2 protein-coding genes (1 of these 2 cut by a window edge) are annotated in these 25,456 nt (G+C 64.9%); both read left to right on the plus strand.

Annotated features, from left to right (window positions below; all coding sequences use genetic code 11):
- Nucleotides 1–19,242, plus strand: a complete 19,242-nt coding sequence (locus tag C4K39_RS24535) for a non-ribosomal peptide synthetase (RefSeq protein ID WP_124347617.1) — start codon at nt 1–3, stop codon at nt 19,240–19,242.
- Nucleotides 19,239–25,456, plus strand: partial view of a non-ribosomal peptide synthetase gene (locus tag C4K39_RS24540; RefSeq protein ID WP_124347618.1) — the 5' portion only. It continues 13,183 nt past the right edge of the window; 6,218 of the gene's 19,401 nt are visible here — the first part of the coding sequence; its start codon is at nt 19,239–19,241; its stop codon lies beyond the right edge, outside the window. The genes C4K39_RS24535 and C4K39_RS24540 overlap by 4 nt, the downstream gene beginning before the upstream one ends.

Here is a 25,456-nt window from a genome sequence, read left to right on the forward strand (position 1 = left end):
ATGAAGCCTCAAACCTTCCCGCTGACCGCCGCGCAAAAAGCCATCTGGCTCGATCAGATCAGCCAGGGTGATTCGCCGCTGTACAACATCGGCAACTACCTGGAAATCCAGGGGCCGATCGTCCCCGAAGTGATGCAGCGTGCCGTGCAGTTGATGGTGGACAAGCACGATGCCCTGCGCCTGACCCTGGTTGACGAGACGGATGCCGATGGCGTGCCGTTGCAGGCGTTCGTGCCGGCGATCAAGGTCGATGTGCCATTTCTGGATTTCTCCACCCAGGCCGATCCCGTCAGCACGGCCATGGCCTTCGTTGAAGAGCACATGGCGCGGTCATTCCCCATGACCGAGGCGCCGCTGTGCCGGTTTTTCCTGATCAAACTGGCCGACACCCATTACTGGTCGATCAACCAGGCCCACCACATCATCCTCGATGGCTGGGCCTTCGGTGAGATGCTGCAATCGCTTGGCGCGCTGTACAGCGACCTGCTCGAAGCGCGGCAGCCGGATATGGAAGCCACGTCTTACGTGGACTTCATCCACGACGACCTGCGCTACCGTGAGTCAGCGCGCTATGCCAAGGACCGTGAATACTGGCAGGCGAAGTACCAGAGCCTGCCGGAGCCGCTGTTCACGGCGCGCCATCACAACCAATTCGCCAAGGGCAAGGCCCCGGGCCGACATTACGCACGGCCGTTCCCGGTGGCTTTACATGAGCGCATGGGAGAGCTGGCCAAAGACTTCCAGGCCTCGACCTACCATGTGCTGCTGGCTGCCATGTATGTCTATTTCACCCGCGTGACGCAGCGCGATGAATGGGTGGTGGGCCTGCCCTTGCTCAACCGCACGGGCAAGTTCAAAGGCACCGTTGGCATGTTTACCCAGGTCAGCGCGGTGCGCTTCAGCCTCGGTCGCGAGCTGACTTTTGGCGAGGTGATCTGTGCCGTGCGCGACGGGCTCAAGCAGGATTACCGGCACCAGCGTTTCCCCTTGAGTGGCTTGAACCTGCGCAACGAAAGCGGGCAGCTGTTCGATGTGACCTTGTCCTACGAACAGGACGACCATCTGTACCAGTTCGCGCAAGGGCTGGGCGACTCGGTCAAGGTCACCAACAGCCACGAGCAGATGCCGCTGGCTTTTCACCTGCGTGCGAGCAACCTGAAAGACAAGGCATGGGCCCACTACGTCTATAACGAAGCGTATTTCAATGCCGAGGAAATCGAATGCCTGGCGGAGCGCTTCACCTACGTGCTGGAGCAAGCGCTGGAAAATGCCGCGCTGGCGGTGAATGACTTCTCGCTGACCACCGAGCGCGATCGCGCGCTGTTGCAACAGTGGAACGCCGGCTCCAGTACGCCGGCCAGCGATGCCACCCTGCATGGGTTGTTTGAAGCCCAGGCGGCTTCTCGACCCGATGCGACCGCCGTGGTTTTCCACGAGCAGCGCTTGAGCTACGCCGAATTGAACCATCGCGCGAACCGGGTGGCCCACCGACTGTTAAGCCTGGGTGTGCGCCCGGATGACCGGGTGGCGATCTGCGTTGAGCGCGGCCTGGAAATGATCGTCGGGCTGCTGGGCATCCTCAAGGCCGGCGCCGGTTATGTGCCGATCGACCCGGCGTACCCCCAGGAACGCATCAGTTACACCTTGCAGGACAGCGCGCCGGTAGCGGTGCTGGTGCAGGCGGCGACCCAGGCACTGGTGGCCGAACTCACGGTGCCGGTGATTGATCTGGACGCGACGAGCCTGCACCAGGAATCGATACAGGACCCGCACGTTGCAGGCCTCACCGCAGCCAGCCTGGCCTATGTGATTTACACCTCAGGCTCCACCGGTTTGCCCAAAGGCGTGATGATCGAACACGGTAACGTCACGCGGCTCTTTACCGCCACCGATGCCTGGTTCAGTTTCAACGATCAGGACGTGTGGGCCTTGTTCCACTCGTTCGCCTTCGATTTCTCCGTGTGGGAAATCTGGGGGGCGCTGATTCACGGCGGCCAATTGCTGGTGGTGCCGCAAGTCACCAGCCGCTCGCCGGACGAATGCTACGCGCTGCTGTGCAGCGCGGGCGTCACCATCCTCAACCAGACGCCGAGCGCCTTTCGCTCGTTGATCGCCGCGCAGGGCCAGAGTGCCTTGAAGCACTCCCTGCGCCAGGTGATTTTTGGTGGCGAAGCCCTGGAGCCTGCGATTCTCAAGCCCTGGTATGCGCGCATGGCCAACGGCGGCACGCAACTGGTGAACATGTACGGCATCACTGAAACCACCGTGCACGTGACGTACCGGGCGTTGGAAGCAGCGGATGCGCAATTGGTCGGTACCAGCCCCATCGGCGGGCGTATTCCGGACTTGCGCCTGTACGTCCTCGACGCCCAGGGCCGGCCGGTGCCCCACGGTGTCGAAGGGGAGCTGTACGTGGGCGGTGCGGGCGTGGCCCGTGGCTACCTGAACCGCCCTGAACTCAACGCCGAGCGCTTTGTGCATGACCCCTTCGACCCCACGCCCGGTGCGCGTATGTACCGCACCGGCGACCTGGGGCGGTGGCAGGCGGATGGCAGCATCGACTATTTGGGGCGTAACGACGACCAGGTCAAGATCCGGGGTTTCCGTATTGAACTGGGTGAAATCGAAGCCCGTCTGGCGGCCTGCGACGGCGTGCGTGAAGCGGTGGTGGTCGTGCGTGAAGACGAGCCGGGTGATAAACGCCTGGTGGCCTACCTGATTGCCGCCGAGGGTGCCCAGCCTTCAGCCGCCGCGTTGCGCACGCAGTTGTTGGTGTCCCTGGCCGATTACATGGTGCCCAACGCCTTCGTAACGCTGGACAGCTTCCCGCTGACCACCAACGGCAAGCTGGATCGCAGGGCGTTGCCGGCACCGGATGCCGAAGCGTTTGCGCGGCGTGAATATCAGGCCCCACAGGGCGCGCTGGAAACTACCTTGGCGGGGCTTTGGAGCGAGTTGCTCGGGGTCGAGCAGGTGGGCCGCCACGACCAGTTCTTTGAGCTGGGCGGCCACTCGCTGCTGGCGGTGAAGTTGATCGAGCGCATGCGCCAGGTCGGCCTTAACGCCGATGTGGGCGTGCTGTTCGGTCAGCCGACCCTGGTCGCACTGGCGGCGGCCGCCGGCAACCGGCACCAGGTGCAGGTGCCCGTCAATGCCATTGCGCGCGACTGCCAACGCATCACCCCGGACATGCTGCCGCTGGTCCGGCTGCCCCAGGCGCAAATCGACACCCTGGTCGCCGGTATTCCCGGCGGTGTGGCCAACGTGCAGGACATCTACGCACTGGTGCCGTTGCAGGAAGGCATTCTGTTCCACCATCAGACCAGCACCGAGGGCGACCCCTATCTGCTGCAAGCGCTGCTGCGCATGGAGAGCCGCGAACGCCTTGTGGATTTCGTCGAAGCCCTGCAACAGGTGATCGCCCGTCACGACATACTGCGCACGTCGGTCGCCTGGCAAGGCCTGGACGAGCCGGTGCAAGTGGTCTGGCGTGAAGCCCGCCTGCCGGTGCAGGAGGTGCAACTGGCGCCTTCGGCCGAAGATCTGGCCACGCAGCTCACCCAACGCTTCAACCCGCGTCACACACGCATGGACCTGACCCGTGCGCCCATGATGGCGTTGCATTTCGCCCAGGAACCGGGCGGTGAGGGCTGTGTAGCGGTGCTGCAGTTCCACCACCTGATCGACGATGCCACCTCGCTGGCGCTGCTTGGCGCGGAAATCGAAGCCTGCCTGCAGGGGCGTGCTGACCAGTTGGCGCCTTCGGTGCCCTACCGTAATTATGTGGCGCAGACCCGGCTGGGCATCAGCCAGGCCGCCCATGAAGCGTTTTTCCGCGAGATGCTCGGCGACGTCGATGAACCGAGCCTGCCGTTCGGGCTTCAAGACGTGCAGGGCGATGGCCAGGGTATCCAGCAGGCCAACTTGCCGGTGGCCGCGCAACTGGGCCAGCGCCTGCGCGCCCAGGCACGGCGCCTGGGGGTCAGTAACGCCAGCCTGCATCATTTGGCCTGGGGCCAGGTGGTGGGGCACTTGTCCGGTCGCCGTGACGTGGTGTTCGGCACGGTATTGATGGGCCGCTTGAGCAGTGGCGAAGACGCCGACCGCGCCTTTGGCATGTTCATCAACACCTTGCCGTTGCGCGTCGAGGCGGGCGGTCAGGGCGTGGAAGACGCGCTGAAAACCACCCACGCGCGCCTGGCTGCCTTGCTCGGCCACGAACACGCGCCGTTGTCCCTGGCCCAGCGTTGCAGCGGTGTGGCCGCGCCTACACCGTTGTTCAGCGCCTTGCTCAACTACCGGCACGCGGCAGTCGGCGCGCAGTCGGCCGAGGATGCGGGCAAAGCCTTGAAGTGGGCGGGCGTGGAAATGCTCGGCGGTGAAGAACGCACCAATTTCCCGCTGATGCTGTCGGTGGACGACCTCGGCGACTCCTTTGGCCTGAGCGTGCAGGCGGTGGCGGGTGTCGACCCGCAACGCGTGTGCGGTTACATGCACCGCGTGCTGGAAGCCATTGCCGACGCGCTCGAGCACCAGCCGGAGCAAACCCTGCACAGCCTGGCGTTATTGCCCGATGCCGAACGGCAACACCTGCTGGGCGACTTCAACGCCTTCGACACCCAGTACCCGGCCACGGCCACCGTGCATGAGCTGTTCGAGGCCCAGGCGCTGCGCCAGCCTGACGCCATTGCGGTGACGTACGAAGGGCAGGCCTTGAGCTACGGCCAATTGAACAGCCTGGCCAACCGCATTGCCCATCGCCTGGTCGCAGATGGCATCGGTGTGAATGATCGTGTGGCGATCTGCGCCGAGCGCGGCCTGGAAATGGTTGCCGGGTTGCTGGCGATTCTCAAGGCGGGCGCGGGCTACGTGCCGCTGGACCCGGCCTATCCGGACGAACGCCTGGCCTACATGCTCCACGACAGCGCGCCCAAGGCGCTCTTGACCCAGCAATCCCTCATGCCGCGTTTCGGCACGGCGGGTGTGCCCACCTTGTGTCTGGACAACCCGGCCGGCATCGACGCACAACCTGCGCACAACCCACTGGTGCAAGGCCTGCAGGCTGACGCCCTGGCGTATGTGATCTACACCTCCGGCTCCACCGGCCAGCCCAAGGGCGTGGCCATGCCCCACGGGCCGCTGGTCAACCTCATGCAGTGGCAGATCGCGCAGACCGTGGCGGATGGCCGCGAGGCTCAGCGCACGTTGCAGTTTGCGGCACTGGGTTTTGACGTGGCATTCCAGGAAGTCTTCAGCACCCTGTGTGCCGGGGGTGAACTGTCGTTGATCCATGGTGATGTACGGCTTAACTTCCGCCAGCTGTTCCGTCATATCTGCGAGCAGCGCATCCAGCGTTTGTACCTGCCGTGCATCGCCTTGCAGGCGCTGGCAGAAGCGGTGGCCGATGAGCCGGAACTGGGCGCTCTGGCCTGTGCACTGAGCGATGTCATCACCGCGGGTGAGCAGCTGCGCATCAGCGCGCAGATGCGTGCGTTGTTCCAGCGCCTGCCGGGTTGCCGCCTGCACAACCACTATGGCCCGACCGAATCCCACGTGACCACGGCCCTGACCCTGGACGGCGATGCCGCCTCATGGCCGGTGCTGCCGTCCATTGGCGTGCCGGTGGCGAACACCCGTATCTACCTGTTGGATGAACAGCTGCAGCCTGTACCGCTGGGCGTGGCCGGCGAAATCTACATCGGCGGCGTCTGCGTGGCGCGCGGCTATTTGCACCGTGATGAGCTCACGGCCGAGCGCTTTCTGGCCGACCCGTTCGTGGCGGGCGGGCGCCTGTACAAAACCGGTGACCTGGGGCGCTACCAGCCCAATGGTGAAATTGATTACCTGGGCCGCAACGACGGCCAGATCAAGATCCGCGGCTTTCGTGTGGAGCTGGGCGAAATTGAAGCGCGCCTGGCCCAGTACACCGGCATTCGCGATGCCGCGGTGCTGGTGCGTGAGGACAGCCCGGGTGACAAGCGCCTGGTTGCCTACTTTACGGCCGAGGCCGAACGCGCATCGCCGGGCATTGATGAGCTGCGTGCGCACCTGCAGGCACTGCTGCCCGACTATATGATCCCGGCCGCCTATGTACAGATGGACCGGTTGCCGCTGTCGCCCAACGGCAAGCTGGACCGTCGTGCGTTGCCGGTGCCGGAGGTCGAGGCGTTTGCCAGCCGTGAGTACGCGGCCCCTCAAGGCGCCACTGAAACGGCCCTGGCCGATCTCTGGGCCCAGGTGCTGGGCGTCGCCCGTGTGGGCCGCCATGACAATTTCTTCGAACTCGGTGGCCACTCGTTGCTGGCGGTCAAGCTGATCGAGCGCATGCGCCAGTTGGGCATGAGCGCCGACGTGCGCGTGCTGTTCGGCCAACCGACCCTGGTAGCACTAGCGGCTGCGGTGGGCGGCGGCAGTGAAATCCAGGTGCCGGCCAACCGCATTCCGGCGGACTGTACGCAGTTGCGCGCCGACATGCTGACGCTGATCGAGCTGAGCCAGGACGAGCTCGAGCGGATTGTCGCGCGGGTGCCCGGTGGCGCGCGCAACGTGCAAGACATCTACCCGCTGGCACCTTTGCAGCAGGGCATTCTCTACCACCACATCACCGCCGAGCAGGGCGACCCGTACCTGCTGCAAGCCACATTTACCCTGGGCAGTCGCGAGCAGCTCGACACCTTTGCCCAGGCCCTGCAAGCGGTTGTCGAACGTCACGACATCACCCGCACTGCATTGTTGTGGGAGGGCCTGGAACGCCCTGTGCAAGTGGTGCTGCGCCACGCTGAACTGGCCCTTGAAGAGCTCCATTTCGATACCGCCCAAGGCAGCGTGCTGGAGCAGTTGCGCGCGCATTTCGACCCGCGCCTCACGCGTCTTGACCTGGGCCGCGCACCGCTGATGCACCTGGCCTTCACCCATGATGAAGCCAATCAGCGTTGGCTGGCCCTGTTGTTGTTCCATCACATCGCCATGGACCACACGGCCCTGGATGTCATCAGCGAAGAAGTCCAGGCTTTTCGCAACGGCGAGTTTGCGCAGTTGGGCGCGGCCATGCCGTACCGGAACTACGTGGCCCAGGCCCTGCTGGGCGTCAGCCAGGCGCAGCATGAAGCGTTCTTCCGCGAGATGCTGGGCGATGTTGACGAGCCAACGTTGCCGTTCGGTTTGCAAGAAGTGCAGGGCGATGGCCTGGGTGTCAAGGAAGCGCGCCTGAACCTGGACCCGGACCTGTGCCGCCGCCTGCGGGCCCAGGCCCGTCACCTCGGCGTCAGCGCCGCCAGCCTGCACCACCTGGCCTGGGGCCGCGTGCTGGCCAGCGTCAGCGCACGGGACGACGTGGTATTCGGCACGGTGCTGCTGGGCCGCATGCAGAGCGGCGATGGCGCCGACCGCGCCCTGGGCATGTTCATCAATACCTTGCCATTGCGCGTGGATGCCGGCGCAGCCGGTGTGCGTGCAGCGGTGCGGGCCACCCATGCGCGGCTGACCGCCTTGCTCGGTCACGAGCATGCGCCGCTGGTGGTGGCGCAACGTTGCAGCGGCGTACCGGCGACGTCGCCGCTGTTCAGTTCGATCCTCAATTACCGCCACAGCCCATTGCTGGAAAGCGAAGGGCCGCAGTACTGGGCCGGTACCGAAGTGTTCGAAGTGCGTGAACGCACCAACTACCCGTGCATGCTCTCGGTGGATGACCAGGGCGAAGGCTTCCAGCTGGGCGTACAGGCCACGGGCGTGGACGCTGCCCGTGTAGCGGCTTACATGCAAACCGCCTTGCACAGCCTGGTCCAAGCATTGGAAAACGCACCGAATACCGCCGTGCAGCACCTGCCGGTATTGCCCGATGCCGAGCGCGAAACCCTGTTGGTGGCGTTCAATGCCACCGCCCGCGATTACCCGCTGCAACAGACCCTGCACGGCCTGTTCGAAGCCCAGGTTGAACGCACCCCCGAGGCCATTGCCGTGTTGGCCGACGGCCAGCACCTGAGCTACCGCGAGTTGAACGCCCAGGCCAACCGCCTGGCCCATCACCTGCAGGCGCACGGTGTGCAGCCGGATTCGCCGGTGGCGATTTGTGTCGAGCGCAGCGCCGACATGGTGGTCGGCCTGCTGGCGATCCTCAAGGCTGGCGGCGCGTATGTGCCGCTGGACCCGGCCTATCCGCAGGATCGCCTGGCCTACATGCTTGAAGACAGCGCCCCGGCTGTAGTACTGGTGCAAACCGCCACCCGCGCCTTGCTGGGTGACATCGCGGTACCGGTGGTGGATCTCGATCACGCCCACTGGCAGCACCTGCCGTCAAGCAACCCGTCGGTTGCCGCGTTGACCCCGCAGCATGCGGCTTACGTGATCTACACCTCAGGTTCCACCGGCAAGCCCAAGGGCGTGATCAACGAACACAGCGCGGTGGTCAACCGCCTGCTGTGGATGCAGGAAGAGTACCGCCTCGGTGCCGACGACACCGTGCTGCAGAAAACCCCGTTCAGTTTCGACGTGTCGGTGTGGGAGTTCTTCTGGCCGCTGTTCACCGGTGCGCGCCTGGTCATGGCGCGCCCTGGCGGGCACAAAGACCCGCAATACCTGTGCGATATCATCGAGGCCGAGCAGGTCACCACCTTGCACTTTGTGCCGTCGATGCTTGACGTGTTCCTGGCCCATGGCGATGTCAGCCAGGCGGCCGGGCTGGTGCGGGTAATGTGCAGCGGCGAGGCGCTGCCGGGCAGCGTGGTGCGGCGCTTCAAGCAGCAACTGCCGGGCAGCCAGCTGTTCAACCTGTATGGCCCGACCGAAGCGGCAGTGGACGTCACGGCCTGGGATTGCAACGCTGCGCTGGCCCCGGACAACACCCCGATCGGCAAGGCCATCGCCAACACCCGTATGTACGTACTCGACGCGCACATGCAGCCGGTACCGCTGGGCGTCAGCGGCGAGCTGTACATCGGTGGCGTGCAGGTCGCCCGTGGCTACCTGAACCGCCCAGACCTGACGGCCGAACGCTTCCTCAAAGACCCGTTCAGCGAAGGCCGTTTGTACCGCACCGGTGACGTCGGGCGTTTCCTGGCGGACGGCAACATCGAATACCTGGGGCGTAACGACGATCAGGTCAAGATCCGTGGCTTGCGTATCGAGCTGGGGGAAATCCAGGCACGCCTGGGCGAATTCCCGCAGATTCTGGAGGCCACGGTGCTGGCCCGCGAAGACGTGCCGGGCGACAAGCGCCTGGTGGCGTACTACACCGGCGCGCCGGCGGCCACTGACGAGCTGCGCACCCACCTGCTTGCGCAACTGCCGGAGTTCATGGTGCCGCAGGTGTTTGTGCACCTGGACGCGTTCCCGCTGAGCCCCAACGGCAAGCTGGACCGCAAGGCGCTGCCGGCCCCGGACATGGACGCGCTGCGCACCCATGAATACGAGGCGCCGCAAGGTGACACCGAAATCGCCCTGGCCCAGCTCTGGGCCGAACTGCTGAACGTGGAGCGGGTAGGGCGGCACGACAACTTCTTTGAGCTGGGCGGCCACTCACTGCTGGCGGTCAGCCTGATCGGGCGCATGCGCCAGAAGGACCTGAATACCGATGTGCGGGCGTTGTTCGGCCAGCCGACGCTGGCTGCGCTCGCAGCCTCTATGGGCAGTGCGCGAAGCCACGTGATGGTGCCGCCGAACCGCATCGGCGCCGATTGCCAACGCATTACCCCCGACCTGGTGCCGCTGGTGGCGCTCGACCAACCGACCCTTGACCGCATCGTCGAGCAGGTACCGGGTGGCGTGGCCAATGTGCAAGATATTTACCCGCTGGCCCCCTTGCAGGCGGGCATCCTGTTCCATCACTTGCAGTCTGCCGAGGGCGATCCGTACGTGCTGCAGGCCATGATTGGCCTGAGCAGCCGCGAACGCCTGGATGCCTTCAGCCAGGGCTTGCAACGGGTGATCGACCGCCACGATGCCTTGCGCACCGCCGTGCTTTGGGACGGTTTCGCCGAGCCGCTGCAAGTGGTACTGCGCGAAGCCCGATTGGTGGTGCAAACGTTGACGCTGGACCCGGCGCAGGGGGCCATCGAGGAGCAGTTGCGTGCGCGTTTCGACACCCGCCATCACCGCCTGGACCTCAGTGAGGCGCCGCTGATCCGCATCGCTTGCGCTGCCGACCCGCAGAACGATCGCTGGCTGGCGGTGCTGATGTTCCACCATATGATCATGGACCATACGGCACTGGAGCTGCTGCGCCAGGAAGTGCAGGGGTACCTGCAAGGGCAGGCCGCGCCGCTGGCCGAGGCACAGCCTTATCGCAACTACGTGGCGCAGGCCCGCCTGGGTGTCAGCGAGGCGGAGCATGAGGCGTTCTTCCGCGACATGCTGGGCGATATCGTCGAGCCGACGCTGCCGTTTGGCGTTCGCGATGTGCAGGGTAATGGCAGCCAACTGCGCGAGTCGGCCTTGCCGCTCGATGCCGAGCTGAGCCAGCGTCTGCGCAGGCAAGCCCGCCAATTGGGGGTGAGTGCGGCCAGCCTGTTCCACCTGGCGTGGGCCCGGGTACTGGGCGCGGTGTGCAGCAGCGACAACGCCGTGTTCGGTACGGTACTGCTCGGTCGCCTGCAAGGTGGCGAGGGGGCTGAACAGGCCCTGGGCTTGTTTATCAATACCTTGCCTCTGCGCGTCGACGTCGGCTCCGAGGGCGTGCGCGCTGCGGCGCAGGCGACCCATGGCCGTCTCACCGCGCTGTTGAGCCATGAACATGCGCCACTGGCACTGGCCCAGCGTTGCAGCGCGGTGGCGGCGCCACAACCGCTGTTCAGCGCACTGCTCAACTACCGACACAGCGCCATTGCCGCGGTGCAACAGGATGAGCGGGCGTGGCAGGGCATCGAGTTCTTCGCCGCCCAGGAGCGTACCAACTACCCGCTGACCCTCAGCGTGGACGACCTGGGTGATGACTTCAGCCTGGTCGCCCTGGCCGTGGACGAGATCGGTGCAGAGCGTATTTGCGACTTTATGCACACGGCCCTGGCGAACCTGGTGACAGCGCTGGAACACACGCCTCAGGTAGCGGTGAATCAGTTGCCGATCCTCTCGGCCCGCGAGCGCCAGCGGGTGCTGCAGGACCTGAACGCCAGTGCCAGGCAATACCCGGTTGGCCAGACCATTCACGCGCTGTTTGAAGCCTGCGCCGTGCAGCAGCCCGAGGCCATTGCCGTGCGCCAGGGCGATGCTCAACTGACGTACCGTCAGCTCGACAGACGTGCCAACCAGCTGGCGCACAGCCTGCTCGAACACGGCGTGAGCCCGGACGATCGGGTCGCCATCTGCGCCCGTCGCAGCCTCGAAACACTGGTGGGCCTGCTGGCGATCCTCAAGGCCGGTGCGGCTTACGTACCTATCGACCCGGCCCACCCGCAGGAACGCATCAGTTACCTGTTGCAGGACAGTGCCCCGCAGGTGGTTCTGGCCCAGTCAGGCACCCGCGACTTGTTGGGCGACACCGACAGGCCGGTGATCGCGCTGGACGGCGATCAGTGGCACCACCAGCCGACCAGCAACCCGAGCGTGGCCGGTTTGACCCCGACGAACCTGGCTTATGTGATCTACACCTCCGGCTCCACCGGTTTGCCCAAGGGCGTGATGGTTGAACATCGCACCCTGGAAAACCTGGTGAACTGGCACTGCGAGGCGTTCGACCTGCACGCCGGCAGCCATACCTCCAGTGTCGCCGGTTTCGGCTTTGACGCCATGGCCTGGGAAATCTGGCCGGCCCTGTGCGTGGGCGCCACCCTGCACTTGCCACCGGCACAGCAGGCCCATGAGGACATCGATGCATTGCTGTCATGGTGGGCCGCGCAGCCGCTGGACGTCAGTTTCCTGCCCACGCCTGTGGCTGAATACGCTTTGAGCCAGCACCTTGAACACCCGACCCTGAAAACCCTGCTGGTCGGCGGTGATCGTCTGCGTCACTTCAGCACGCCGCAGCGTTTTACCCTGGTCAACAACTATGGCCCGACCGAAGCCACGGTAGTGGCGACTTCCGGGCGGATAGACGCGGGCCGGACACTGCATATCGGCCGGCCGATCGCCAACACTCAGGTGTATGTGCTGGATGAGCACCTGCAACCGGTTGCGCGGGGCCTCACGGGCGAGTTGTATGTCGGCGGTGCCGGTGTGGCGCGCGGTTACCTCAACCGCCCCCAGATGACCGCCGAGCGTTTTATCCAGGACCCGTTCAGCCACGCCCCCGATGCGCGCCTGTATCGCACCGGTGACCTGGCCCGCTGGCTGGAAGACGGCACGCTCGACTACCTGGGCCGCAACGATGACCAGGTGAAAATTCGCGGTGTGCGCATTGAGCTGGGCGAGATCGAAACCTGCCTGGGCGAGCACCCGGACGTGCGCGAAGGCGTGGTTGTGGCCCGGGATGGCCGCCTCGTGGCGTACTTCACCGAGTACCAGGCGCTCGACCTCGACAGCCTGCGCGACTGGCTGCAAGCCCGGCTGCCCGACGCTATGGTACCGGCCGCCTATGTGCGGCTCGACAACCTGCCTTTGACGGCCAACGGCAAGCTCGACCGCAAGGCCTTGCCGGAGCCGGATCAATCGGCCGTGCTCAGCCAGGCTTATCAGGCGTCTGAAGGCGAGGTGGAAGTCGCCCTGGCTGCGCTGTGGGCCGAGGTGCTTCAGGTCGAGCGTGTCGGTCGCCATGACAACTTCTTTGAGCTGGGCGGGCACTCCTTGCTGGCCGTCAACCTGATCGGGCGCATGCGCCAGGCCGGGTTGAAAGCCGACGTGCGCAACCTGTTCAGCCAACCGACACTGGCGGGCCTGGCGAGGGAGCTGGGCAACGCCGATGAAGTACAGGTACCGGCCAACCTGATCAGTGCTGACTGCACCCGGATCACCCCCGCCCATTTACCGTTGGCGAACCTTGACCAGGCGAGCATCAACCGGATTGTCGCCACCGTGCCGGGCGGCGTGGCCAATGTGCAGGATATCTACGCACTGGCGCCGTTGCAGGAAGGCATCCTTTATCACCACCTGAGTGCCGCGCAAGGCGACCCCTACCTGTTGCAGGCGCGTTTCAGCTTTGCCGATAAAGGCCGTCTGGATGCGTTTGCCCAAGCGTTGCAGGCGGTGGTGGACCGTCACGATATCCTGCGTACCAGCATCGTCTGGGAAGGCCTGGACACGCCGATGCAAGTGGTGTGGCGCAGCGCCAGGCTGGCGGTGCGGGCCATTGCCCTGAATGTGGCCGACGGGGATGTGCTGAGCCAGCTGCACGAGCGCTTTGATGCCCGGCGCACGCGTCTGGATGTGAGCCAGGCGCCACTGATGCAACTGGTTTACGCCCAAGACCCGGCGAACCAGCGGATCGCAGCGATCTTGCTGTTCCATCACCTGGCCCTGGACCACACGGCCATGGACGTGGTGCGCCACGAGGTGCAGGCGAGCCTGTCGGGCAGCCAGCAAACCCTCGGCGAGCCGGTGCCCTATCGCAACTATGTGGCCCAGGCGCGCCTGGGCGTCAGCGAGCAGGCCCATGAAGCGTTCTTCCGCGAACAACTGGCCGATATCGACGCACCGACGTTGCCCTTCGGCCTGCAAGACGTACAGAGCGACGCCGGCGGCATCGAAGAACACTCGCTGGCGGTAGATGCCGCATTGGCCCTGCGCCTGCGGGCGCAGTCACGGCAACTGGGGGTCAGCGCCGCGAGCCTGTTCCATCTGGCATGGGCGCAAGTGCTGGCGGCCGTCTCGGGCCAGGACACGGTGGTCTTCGGCACCGTGCTGATGGGGCGCATGCAAGGCGGCGCGGGCAGCGAGCGTGCCCTGGGCATGTTCATCAACACCTTGCCGCTGCGTATCGACCTTGCCGGGCAAGGTGCGCGCGCCAGTGTGCGAGCCACTCACTCACGCCTGAGCGCGTTGCTGGGGCATGAGCATGCCTCACTGGCGCTGGCCCAGCGTTGCAGCGGGGTGGCGGCGCCCGCGCCGTTGTTCAGTGCGCTGCTCAACTACCGGCATAGCCAGCCGAGCGACACACAAAACCTGGAAGGCTGGCACGGTATCGAGGTGCTCGGCGGCGAGGAGCGCACCAACTATCCGCTGGCATTGAACGTTGATGAGTTGGGCGATGCTTTCAGTCTCAACGTGCTGACGCAGGCGTCTGTGGGCGCGCAGCGTGTTTGCCGGTTCATGCACAACGCGCTGGAGCAACTGGTGCTGACGCTGGAGCAGGCCCCGGATGCGCCGATCGACGGTTTGAGCATTCTGCCGACGGCAGAGCGTGATCAGGTGTTGCTGGCATTCAATGCCACCGCGACGGACTTCCCATCGACGCAGACCGTGCATGGCGTGTTTGAAGCTCAAGTGGTTGCGCGTGCGCACGCCGTGGCGGCGGTGCAGGGCGCGGTTTCAATGAGCTACACGCAACTGAACGCGCGGGCCAACCAACTGGCCCATCACCTGCTGGGCCTCGGCGCAGCGCCGGGTGAGCGGGTGGCGATCCTGCTGGAGCGCTCCCTGGATTTGCTGGTGGCGCAGTTGGCAATCAGCAAGTGCGCGGCGGTATATGTACCGCTGGACGTGAATGCCCCGGCAGATCGCCAAGCCTTCATGATCGAAGACAGCGGCGCCCGCTGGGTGTTGACCACCAGCGCGACCGAGGTGGCTGGCCACCGTCTGGACCTGGATACCCTTGATCTCGGCGAGCAGCCGGAACACAACCCGGCCCTGGAGCAGTCATCGGAAACCGCGGCCTACATCATGTACACCTCCGGTTCTACCGGTACACCGAAGGGCGTGCTGGTGCCACACCGGGCGATCACGCGACTGGTGATCAACAACGGTTATGCCGAGTTCAACCCGCAGGACCGCGTGGCCTTCGCCTCCAACCCGGCGTTCGACGCCAGTACCCTCGACGTGTGGGCACCGTTGCTCAATGGCGGTGCGGTAGTGGTGGTTGACCAGGACACGCTGTTGTCCCGTGAGGCCTTTGCGACCTTGCTGCAAGAGCAGTCAATCAGCGTGCTGTGGATGACCGCCGGTTTGTTCCATCAGTACGCCGAGGGCCTGTTGCCGGTATTCCCGCAACTGCGCTACCTGATTGTCGGCGGCGATGTGCTGGACCCAAGCGTGATCGCCCGCGTACTCAAGGACGGCGCGCCGCAGCACTTGCTCAACGGCTATGGCCCGACCGAAGCCACCACCTTCTCGACCACCCATGAGATCACCCGGGCGGATGAGGGCAGCATTCCGATTGGCAAACCAGTCGGCAACAGCCGCGCCTACGTGCTCGATGCCCGTCAGCAGCCGGTGCCGGTGGGGGTTGCCGGCGAGCTGTACATCGGCGGGCAGGGCGTGGCCCTGGGTTATCTGAACCGTACTGACCTTACAGCCCACGCGTTCCTGGTTGACCCGTTCAACGACGGCGGCCTGATGTACCGCACCGGCGACCTGGTGGCCTGGCGTGCCGATGGCACCTTGCAGTACCTGGGGCGTAACGACCAGCAGGTGAAGATCCGTGGTTTCCGTATCGAACTGGGCGAGATCGAAACGCGCCTGGGCGAACACCCCCAGGTCAAGGACGTGGTGGTGTTGGCTCGTCAGGATGAGCCAGGGCACAAGCGCCTGGTGGCCTACTTCACTGAACGCAGCCGAGTGGAAATCGAAGCGCTGCGCGACCATTTGCACGACCAGCTGCCGGACTACATGGTCCCGGCCGCGTATGTGCGTCTGGATAGCCTGCCGCTGACCAACAACGGCAAAGTCGACCGCAAGGCTTTGCCGGTACCCGATCAGGACGCGTTGCTCAGCCGTGGCTACGAGGCGCCCCAGGGGGAAATCGAAACCCTGTTGGCGCAGATCTGGGCCGATGTGCTCAAGGTCGAGCAAGTAGGGCGCCACGACAACTTCTTCGAACTGGGTGGCCACTCGTTGCTGGCGGTGAGCCTGATCGAACGGATGCGCCAGGCCAGCCTGAGCGCCGATGTACGGGTCTTGTTCAGCCAGCCGACACTCGCCGCGCTGGCGGCTGCGGTTGGCAGCGGACGCGAGGTGGCCGTGCCGGCCAACCTGATTACTCCGGATTGCACCCGCATCACCCCGCAGTTGTTGCCGTTGATCAACCTTGATCAACCGAGCATCGACCGCATCGTCGCCACGGTACCGGGCGGCGTGGCCAACGTGCAGGATATCTACGCGCTGGCGCCCTTGCAGGAGGGCATTCTCTACCACCACATCACCGCCGAGCAGGGCGACCCGTACCTGCTGCAATCGCAAATGGCATTTGACAGCGTCGAACGTCTGCAGCGTTTTGCCCAGGCCTTGCAGGGCGTGATCGACCGGCACGACATTCTGCGCACCGCGATTGCCTGGGAGGATCTCGGCACCCCGGCGCAAGTGGTGTGGCGCAACGCCCGGTTGCCACTGCAAGAGGTGATCCTCGACCCGGCTGACGGCGACGTGCTGAGCCAACTGCACGCGCGTTTTGATGCCCGTCATTACCGCGTTGATGTCAGCCAGGCGCCGTTGCTGCGCCTGGCCTACGCCCGGGATGAGCACAACGGGCGCACGGTGGCGGTACTGTTGTTCCACCACATGGCGCTGGATCACACGGCACTGGAGGTGGTCAGCCGCGAAATCGCTGCCAGCCTGGCCGGATCAACCGCCGCACCGGCACCGGCCATGCCGTATCGCAACTATGTGGCCCAGGTGCGCCTGGGCACGGATGAGCAGGAGCACGAGGCGTTCTTCCGCGAGATGCTCGGCGATATCGATGAGCCGACCCTGCCGTTCGGCCTGCAGGACGTACAAGGCGACGGTCATGCCGTCAGGGAAACCGGGCAAGACGTGCCCGCCGCCCTGAACCTGCGCCTGCGCGCCGCCGCACGGACGCTGGGCGTCAGCGTCGCCAGCCTGTTCCACCTGGCTTATGCACGGGTCTTGAGTGCTGCCTCGGGCAAACCGGATGTGGTGTTCGGCACCGTGCTGATGGGGCGCATGCAGGGTGGCGACGGCGCCGACCGTGCGTTGGGCATGTTCATCAACACCTTGCCGTTGCGGGTGAGCCTCGATCACCAGGACGTACGTGCCGGGGTGCGTTCCACTCACGCCCGCTTGTCGGCGCTGCTGGGGCACGAGCACGCCTCGCTGGCACTGGCCCAGCGTTGCAGCGGCGTAGTGGCGCCTTCACCGTTGTTCAGTGCGATGCTCAACTACCGTCACAGCGCCAGCGATGGCGTCATGCACGAAACCCGTGACGCCTGGGTGGGGATCGAAACCCTGGCCGGGGAAGAGCGCACCAACTATCCATTGGCCTTGAGCGTGGACGACAGGGGTGATGGTTTCCGGCTGACGGCGCAGGTGTGTGGTGCGGATCCGGAGCGGGTCGTGGCTTACATGCAGGCGGCGTTGTGCAGCCTGGTGGATGCGTTGGAAACGGCGCCGGGTACGACCTTGCCGCAGCTGTCGGTATTGCCTGCCGCTGAGCGCGAGAGCCTGCTCGGGTTTAACGCCACCGACGCCGATTACCCACGCGATACCACCGTGGTGCAGATGATCGAGGCCCAGGCCGCTCGGGCCCCGGCGGCGATTGCGGTGGTGCTGGGCGACCAGCAGTTGAGCTACAGCGACCTGAACGAGCAGGCCAACCGCGTCGCCCATTATTTGCGCAGCCTTGGCGCAGGCGCCGATAGCTGCGTGGCGATTTGCATGCCACGCAGCTTGGAGCTGATTGTCGGCTTGCTGGGCATCCTCAAATCCGGCGCTGCCTATGTGCCGCTGGACCCCGAATACCCGGCGCAACGCCTGGCGTTCGCCCTGCAGGACAGCCAGCCGCTGGCAGTGCTGGTGCAGGAGGCCAGCCGTGGCGTGCTGGGCGATACGGCCATGCCGTTGATTGACCTGGCGGATGCCGGGGTGGCCGAGCAGCCACGCGCCAATCCGCCCGCCCTGGCCACGGCCCACGACCTGGCTTATGTGATTTTCACCTCAGGCTCTACCGGCCGTCCCAAGGGCGTGATGGTGGAACACGGCTCGCTGGTCAACCACATCAGCTGGCAAACCCATGCCTTTGGTTTTGATGCCACAGACCGCTTCCTGCAACGGACCTCGGTGGCGTTCGACGCGTCGGTTTGGGAAATCTGGACACCGTTGGCCATCGGTGCGCGGCTGGTCTTGCTGCCGGCTGAAGCCTCGCGGGATGTCGAGCACATGGCGCGTACGCTGGTGGAGCAGGGCGTGAGTGTTGCCCAGTTCGTGCCGAGCCTGTTGCGCCTGCTGGTGCAATTGCCCGAGACCGGTATTCGCTGCCGCTACCTGTTCAGCGGTGGTGAAGCCCTTGACCCGCAGTTGGCCATGCAGGCCCGTGCACTGACCACCCACGGCATCGTCAACCTGTACGGGCCGACGGAAGCGACCATCGACAGCACGTCCTGGACCTTCAATGAATCAGGCCCCCTCGATGCGGTGCCGATTGGCAAACCCATCGCCAACGCCCGCGCCTATGTCCTCGACGCACACCTGCAGCTGCTGCCGCTGGGTGTCGCCGGTGAGCTGTACATCGGTGGTGCCGGGGTGGCTCGCGGCTACCTGGGGCGTGATGACCTGACCGCCGAACGCTTCCTGGCCGACCCGTTCAACCCAGGCGGGCGCTTGTACAAAACCGGCGACCTGGTGCGTTACCTGGCCGACGGCACGCTGGAATACCTGGGCCGTAACGACGATCAGATCAAGCTGCGCGGCTTGCGCATCGAACTGGGTGAAATCGAGGCGTGCCTGGTCGCCCATGCCGAGGTGCAGGAGGCCGTGGTGCTGGTGCGCAACGAGCGTTTGATCGCTTACTGCCGCGCGCCGTCGAGCCTGGACATCCAGGCCTTGCGAGCGCAGGTCCAAGCACAGTTGCCGAGCTACATGGTGCCCCAGGCGTATGTGCTGCTGGACGCGCTGCCCCTGAGCCCCAACGGCAAGGTGGATCGCCAGGCGCTACCAGACCCGGACAGCACGTCGGTGCTGGTGCGCGAGTACGAGGCACCGGTGGGCGAGACGGAAATCGCCCTGGCACGGCTCTGGTGCGAATTGCTCGAGGTGGAGCAAGTCGGTCGTCACGACAACTTCTTTGAACTGGGCGGCCACTCACTGCTGGCTGTCAGCCTGATCGGGCGGTTACGCCAGGATGGCATCGATGCGAACGTCAAGGCGCTGTTCGAGCAACCCACGCTCTGGGAATACGCCGAAATTACCGAAAGAATGGAGATGGTCCTGTGAGTGTTCTCGAACTGTTGGCGACATTAAAAGAAAAAGACGTTCAGCTCTCCGTCAAGGGTGACCAGCTCGTCGTACAGGGCAACAAGCAGGCACTGAAGGAGCCGAGTGTGCTCGCCTCGCTGCGTGAGCATAAGGCGGCGCTGATCGCCTTGATCAATGCCGGGCAGTACACGGCACAGCGCGCCGGGCAGGTGGACATTCCGGCCAACCGCATCGTCGCCGGTTGCACGCGGATCACGCCGGACATGCTGACGCTGACCACACTCGACCAGGCGGCCATCGACCTTATCGTCGCGAACATTCCCGGCGGGGCCGCCAACATCCAGGACATCTACCCGCTGGCGCCGCTGCAATCGGGGATTCTGTTCCACCACCTGTCGGCGCAGCAGGGCGATCCCTACGTGCTGCAATGCGTCATCGGCATGGATAACCGCCAGTGCCTGGACGATTTCAGCCAGGCCCTGCAATGCGTGATTGATCGGCATGACAGCTTTCGGACCGCCGTCATCTGGGACGGGCTCGACGAGCCCCACCAAGTCGTGCTGCGCCAGGCCCAGTTGCAGGTTGAAGAGCTCGTGCTGGACCCGGCTGACGGTGATATTCGCCAGCAACTGGAGCAGCGTTTCGACACCCGGCACTTTCGCCTCGACATCAGCCAGGCACCGCTGATCCGCATCGCCTATGCCCATGACCCACAGAATGGGCGTTGGCTGGCCTTGCTGATGTTGCATCACATCATCTCCGACCATGCCGCGCTGGCCGTGGTGCAGCATGAAATCCAGCAATACCTGCTGGGCCACGCCGCGCAACTGGGCAAACCGGTGCCGTACCGCAATTACGTGGCGCAGGCGCGCCTGGGCGTAACTGAACAACAGCACGAAGCGTTCTTTCGCGACATGCTCGGCGAGGTGGACGAGCCGACACTGCCGTTCGGCCTGGCAGATGTGCAGGGCGATGGCAATGCCCTGGAGGAGGCCGTGTTGGCCGTCGCGCCGACGTTGGGCCTGCGCCTGCGTGCACAGGCCCGTCAGCAGGGCGTGAGTACCGCGAGCCTGTGCCACCTGGCCTGGGCGCAAGTGCTGGCGGCCGTCACCGGCAAACAGCGCGTGGTGTTCGGTACGGTGTTCCTGGGGCGCATGGAGGCAGGCGAGGGCGCCGAGCACGCGCTGGGCATGCTCATCAATACCTTGCCGCTGCGGGTGGATATCGCTGAACAAGGCGCCCAGGCGGCGCTCAAGGCCACCCATGCACGGCTGACCGCATTGCTCGGTCACGAGCATGCACCGTTGGTGCTGGCGCAACGCTGCAGTGGCGTCGCCGCACCGCAACCCTTGTTCAGTGCCTTGCTCAACTATCGTCACAGTACGGTGGCCCACACCAGTGACGAGGCCGAAAAGGCCTGGCGCGGCATCGAATTCTTCCATACCGAAGAACGCACCAACTACCCACTAACACTGAGCGTCGATGAGTACAGCGACGGTTTTTCCTTTACCGTTCAGGCCTTGCCGGTGCTGGGCGCACAACGCTTCTGCGGCTACATGCATACCGCCCTGGACCATCTGATCCAGGCGCTGGAGCAAAACCCGCAGGCTCCCGTCAACCTGCTGTCGGTGTTGCCGGATGCCGAGCGCCAACAGGTGCTGGCAGGTTTCAACCAGACCCATGCCGACTACCCACGCGGTTTGACCATTCACCAGCGTATCGAACAGCAGGCAGAACGCAGCCCCGAGGCGCCTGCGGTGGTGTACGAGGGCCAGACGCTGAGCTATGCCGAACTGAACCAGCAAGCCAACCACCTGGCTTATCGCCTGATCGAACTGGGCGTGCAGCCGGACGATCGCGTGGCGATCTGTGCGCGTCGCAGCCTGGAAACCCTGGTGGGTCTGGTCGCCATCCTCAAGGCCGGCGCGGCCTACGTACCCGTCGACCCGGCCCATCCACCGGACCGCATCGGCTACTTGCTCGAAGACAGCGCCCCGGTGGTGGTGCTGGTGCAACCGGGGCTGACCGGGCGCTTGCCAGCGATGAGCGTACCGGTACTCGAACTTGACCGCCTGTTGCTGGCAGGCCCCGCGCGCGCCAACCCACAGATTGCCGGCCTGACCCCGGCACACCTGGCGTATGTGATCTACACCTCCGGTTCCACGGGTTTGCCCAAGGGCGTGATGGTTGAGCACCAGACCCTCGACAACCTGGTGAACTGGCATTGCGAGGCCTTCAACCTCAACGCCGGCAGCCACACGTCCAGCGTCGCCGGATTTGGTTTTGACGCGATGGCCTGGGAAGTCTGGCCGGCGCTGTGCGTGGGCGCCACCTTGCATCTGCCACCGGCGGCGCAGGGCAACGAAGACATCGATGCGCTGCTCACCTGGTGGCTGGCCCAGCCGCTGGACGTCAGTTTCCTGCCTACGCCGGTGGCTGAATACGCCTTCAGCCAGAACCTGCAACACCCGACCCTCAAGACCCTGTTGATCGGCGGCGACCGCCTGCGCCAGTTCACCCAGGCGCAGCGCTTCACCCTGGTCAACAACTACGGCCCGACCGAAGCGACGATTGTAGCGACCTCCGGCGTGATCGAAGCCGGGCAGCCCCTGCACATCGGCAAGCCGGTGGCCAATGCCCAGGTGTACGTGCTCGACGCACAACTCAAGCCGGTGCCGCTGGGCGTCGCCGGTGAACTCTATGTGGGCGGTGCCGGGGTGGCCCGCGGTTACCTGAACCGTGCGCAAATGACCGCCGAACGCTTTCTGAAAGACCCCTTCAGCACCGACCCGCAGGCGCGCATGTACCGCACCGGCGACCTGGTGCGCTGGTTGGCTGACGGCCGCCTTGACTACCTGGGGCGTAACGACGACCAAGTGAAAATCCGCGGTGTGCGGATCGAACTCGGCGAAATCGAGACCTGCCTGGGCGGACATCCCGATGTGCGCGAGGCTGTGGTGATTGCCCGCGACGGACGTCTGATCGCGTACTTCACCGCGCGTCAGGCGCTGGATATCGAGCAGCTGCGCCGCTACCTGCAAGCCCAATTGCCGGACGCGATGGTCCCGGCGGCCTACATGCACCTGGACAACCTGCCGCTGACGGCCAACGGCAAGCTGGACCGCAAGGCGCTGCCGGAACCGGATCAAAGCGCACAACTGAGCCGTGACTACGTGGCGCCGGTGGGTGAGGTGGAAGTCGCACTCGCACAGATTTGGGCCGAAGTGCTCAAGGTCGAGCGCGTGGGCCGCCATGATCATTTCTTCGAACTTGGCGGGCATTCGTTGCTCGCGGTCGGCCTGATCAGCCGCATGCGCCAGGCGGGCTTGCAGGCCGACGTGCGCGTGCTGTTCAACCAGCCAACCCTGGCAGCATTGGCCGCTGCCGTTGGCCACAGCCGTGAAGTGACGGTCGAGCCCAACCGCATTCAGCCCGGGTGCACGCGCATTACCCCGGACCTGCTGACACTGGTCAGCCTCGACCAGGCCAGCCTTGACCGGATTGTCGACAGCGTACCGGGTGGCGCCTCCAACGTGCAGGACATCTACCCGCTGGCCCCGCTGCAGGAAGGCATTCTGTACCATCACCTCAGCGCCGAGCAGGGTGATCCGTACCTGCTGCAGGCGCGCTTCAGCTTTGCCGACATGCAGCGTTTGCAGGCATTTACCCAGGCGCTGCAGCGCGTGATCGATCGACACGACATCCTGCGCACCGCGATTGTGCTCGAAGGCCTGCCGGCCCCGGTACAAGTGGTGTGGCGCAAGGCTGAGTTGGATGTGCAAGAGGTGCCGCTGGAAGAGACAGGCGACGATGTGATGGCCCAGCTTGAGCAACGGTTTGGGGCCCGCCAACATCGTCTCGACCTGGCCAGCGCGCCGCTCATGCAACTGGTGTATGCCCAGGACCCGGCCCGGCAGCGTGTGGCGGCGATTCTGCTGTTCCACCACATCGCCCTGGACCATACCGCGCTGGAGGTGGTCAGCCAGGAAATGCAGGCCTACCTGGTGGACCCGGCTGTGCAACTGGCCGAACCGGTGCCTTATCGCAATTACGTGGCCCAGGCGCGCCTGGGTGTCAGCGAGCAGGAGCATGAGGCGTTCTTTCGCGAGCTGCTCGGGGATATCGATACCCCGACCTTGCCCTTCGGCCTGCAAGATGTGCAAGGCGATGCCCAACATATCGAAGAAGCGCACCTGGTGGTCGATGCCGAACTCGATCGGCGCCTGCGTGGCCAGTTGCGTCAGCTTGGCGTCAGTGCCGCCAGCCTGTTTCACCTGGCCTGGGCACAGGTGCTCGCGGCCGCGACCGGCCAGCAGAACGTGGTGTTCGGCACCGTCCTGATGGGCCGAATGCTCGGCGGTGAAGGCGCGGAACGGGCATTGGGCATGTTTATCAATACCTTGCCCCTGCGTCTTGATATCGACCACCGCGATGCCCGTGCCGGCGTGCGCCAGGCCCATGTGCGCCTCAGCGCGTTGCTGGGGCATGAACACGCGTCGCTGGCCTTGGCGCAACGCTGCAGCCAGGTGACCGCGCCCTTGCCGTTGTTCAGTGCATTGCTGAACTACCGGCACAGCGCCGTGGCCGAGGGCTCCGAGCAAGTCCAGCAAGCCTGGCAGGGTATGGAAGGGCTCGGCGGTGAGGAGCGCACCAACTACCCGCTGACCTTGAACGTGGACGAGTGGGGTGACGGTTTCAGCTTGACCGTACTGACTCTGGCTCAGATCGGCGCGCAACGGGTGTGCGGCTTTGTACACCAGGCGCTGGAGCAGTTGGTGCAGGCGCTGGAGCAGTCATCGACCACGGCGCTGCAGGCCCTGGCGATATTGCCGGCGACTGAACGCGAACAGGTGCTGCAGACCTTTAACTCCACCACACGGGCGTATCCTGCCGCGCTGACGGTGCACGGGGTTTTCGAAGCGCTCGTGGCCACGCAGCCTCAGGCACTGGCCGCAGTGCAGGATGGGCAGCGACTGACCTATGGTGAACTGAACAACCGCGCCAACCGCCTGGCCCACCACCTGCTGGGCCTCGGCGCAGCGCCGGGTGAGCGGGTGGCAATCCTGCTGGAGCGTTCCCTGGATTTGCTGGTGGCGCAGTTGGCGATCAGCAAGTGCGCAGCGGTATATGTACCGCTGGACGTGAACGCCCCGGCAGATCGCCAAGCCTTCATGATTGAAGACAGCGGCGCCCGCTGGGTGCTGACCACCAGCGCGACCGAGGTGGCTGGCCATCGTCTGGACCTGGACCGCCTCGACCTGAGCGCGGAATCCGAGCACAACCCGAGCCTGGAACAGTCGTCGGAAACTGCGGCGTACATCATGTACACCTCCGGTTCCACCGGCACTCCGAAAGGCGTGCTGGTGCCGCACCGGGCGATCACGCGGCTGGTGATCAACAACGGTTATGCCGAATTCAACCCGCAGGACCGCGTGGCGTTCGCCTCCAACCCGGCTTTCGATGCCAGTACCCTCGACGTGTGGGCACCGTTGCTCAACGGCGGCGCAGTGGTGGTGGTTGATCAGGACACGTTGTTGTCACGCGATGCCTTCGCCACCTTGCTGCAAGAGCAGTCAATCAGCGTGTTGTGGATGACCGCTGGCCTGTTCCATCAATACGCCGAGGGCCTGTTGCCGGTATTCCCGCAACTGCGCTACCTGATTGTCGGCGGCGATGTGCTGGACCCAAGCGTGATCGCTCGCGTACTCAAGGACGGCGCACCGCAGCACCTGCTCAACGGCTATGGCCCCACCGAAGCCACCACCTTCTCGACCACTTATGAAATCCAGCGTGCGGACGAGGGCAGCATTCCCATCGGCAAGCCGGTCGGCAACAGCCGCGCCTATGTGCTGGATGCCCGTCAGCAGCCGGTGCCAGTGGGTGTCGCCGGCGAGTTGTACATTGGCGGCCAGGGCGTGGCCCTGGGTTATCTGAACCGTACCGACCTTACGGCCCATGCGTTCCTGGTCGACCCGTTCAACGACGGCGGCCTGATGTACCGCACCGGAGACCTGGTGGCCTGGCGTGCCGACGGCACCTTGCAGTACCTGGGGCGTAACGACCAGCAGGTGAAGATCCGTGGTTTCCGTATCGAACTGGGTGAGATCGAAGCGCGCCTGGGCGAACACCCGCAGGTCAAGGACGTGGTGGTACTGGCGCGTCAGGATGAGCCGGGGCACAAGCGCCTGGTGGCTTATTTCACCGAACGCGAAACCATCAACATCGAAACCCT

Origin of the sequence: Pseudomonas sessilinigenes, assembly GCF_003850565.1 — a bacterium.
Taxonomy (GTDB): Bacteria; Pseudomonadota; Gammaproteobacteria; order Pseudomonadales; family Pseudomonadaceae; genus Aquipseudomonas; species Aquipseudomonas sessilinigenes.

Excerpts from the sequence above, each read along its gene's own strand:
- C4K39_RS24535 (WP_124347617.1), top strand. The coding sequence starts at position 1 with ATGAAGCCTCAAACCTTCCCGCTGACCGCCGCGCAAAAAGCCATCTGG.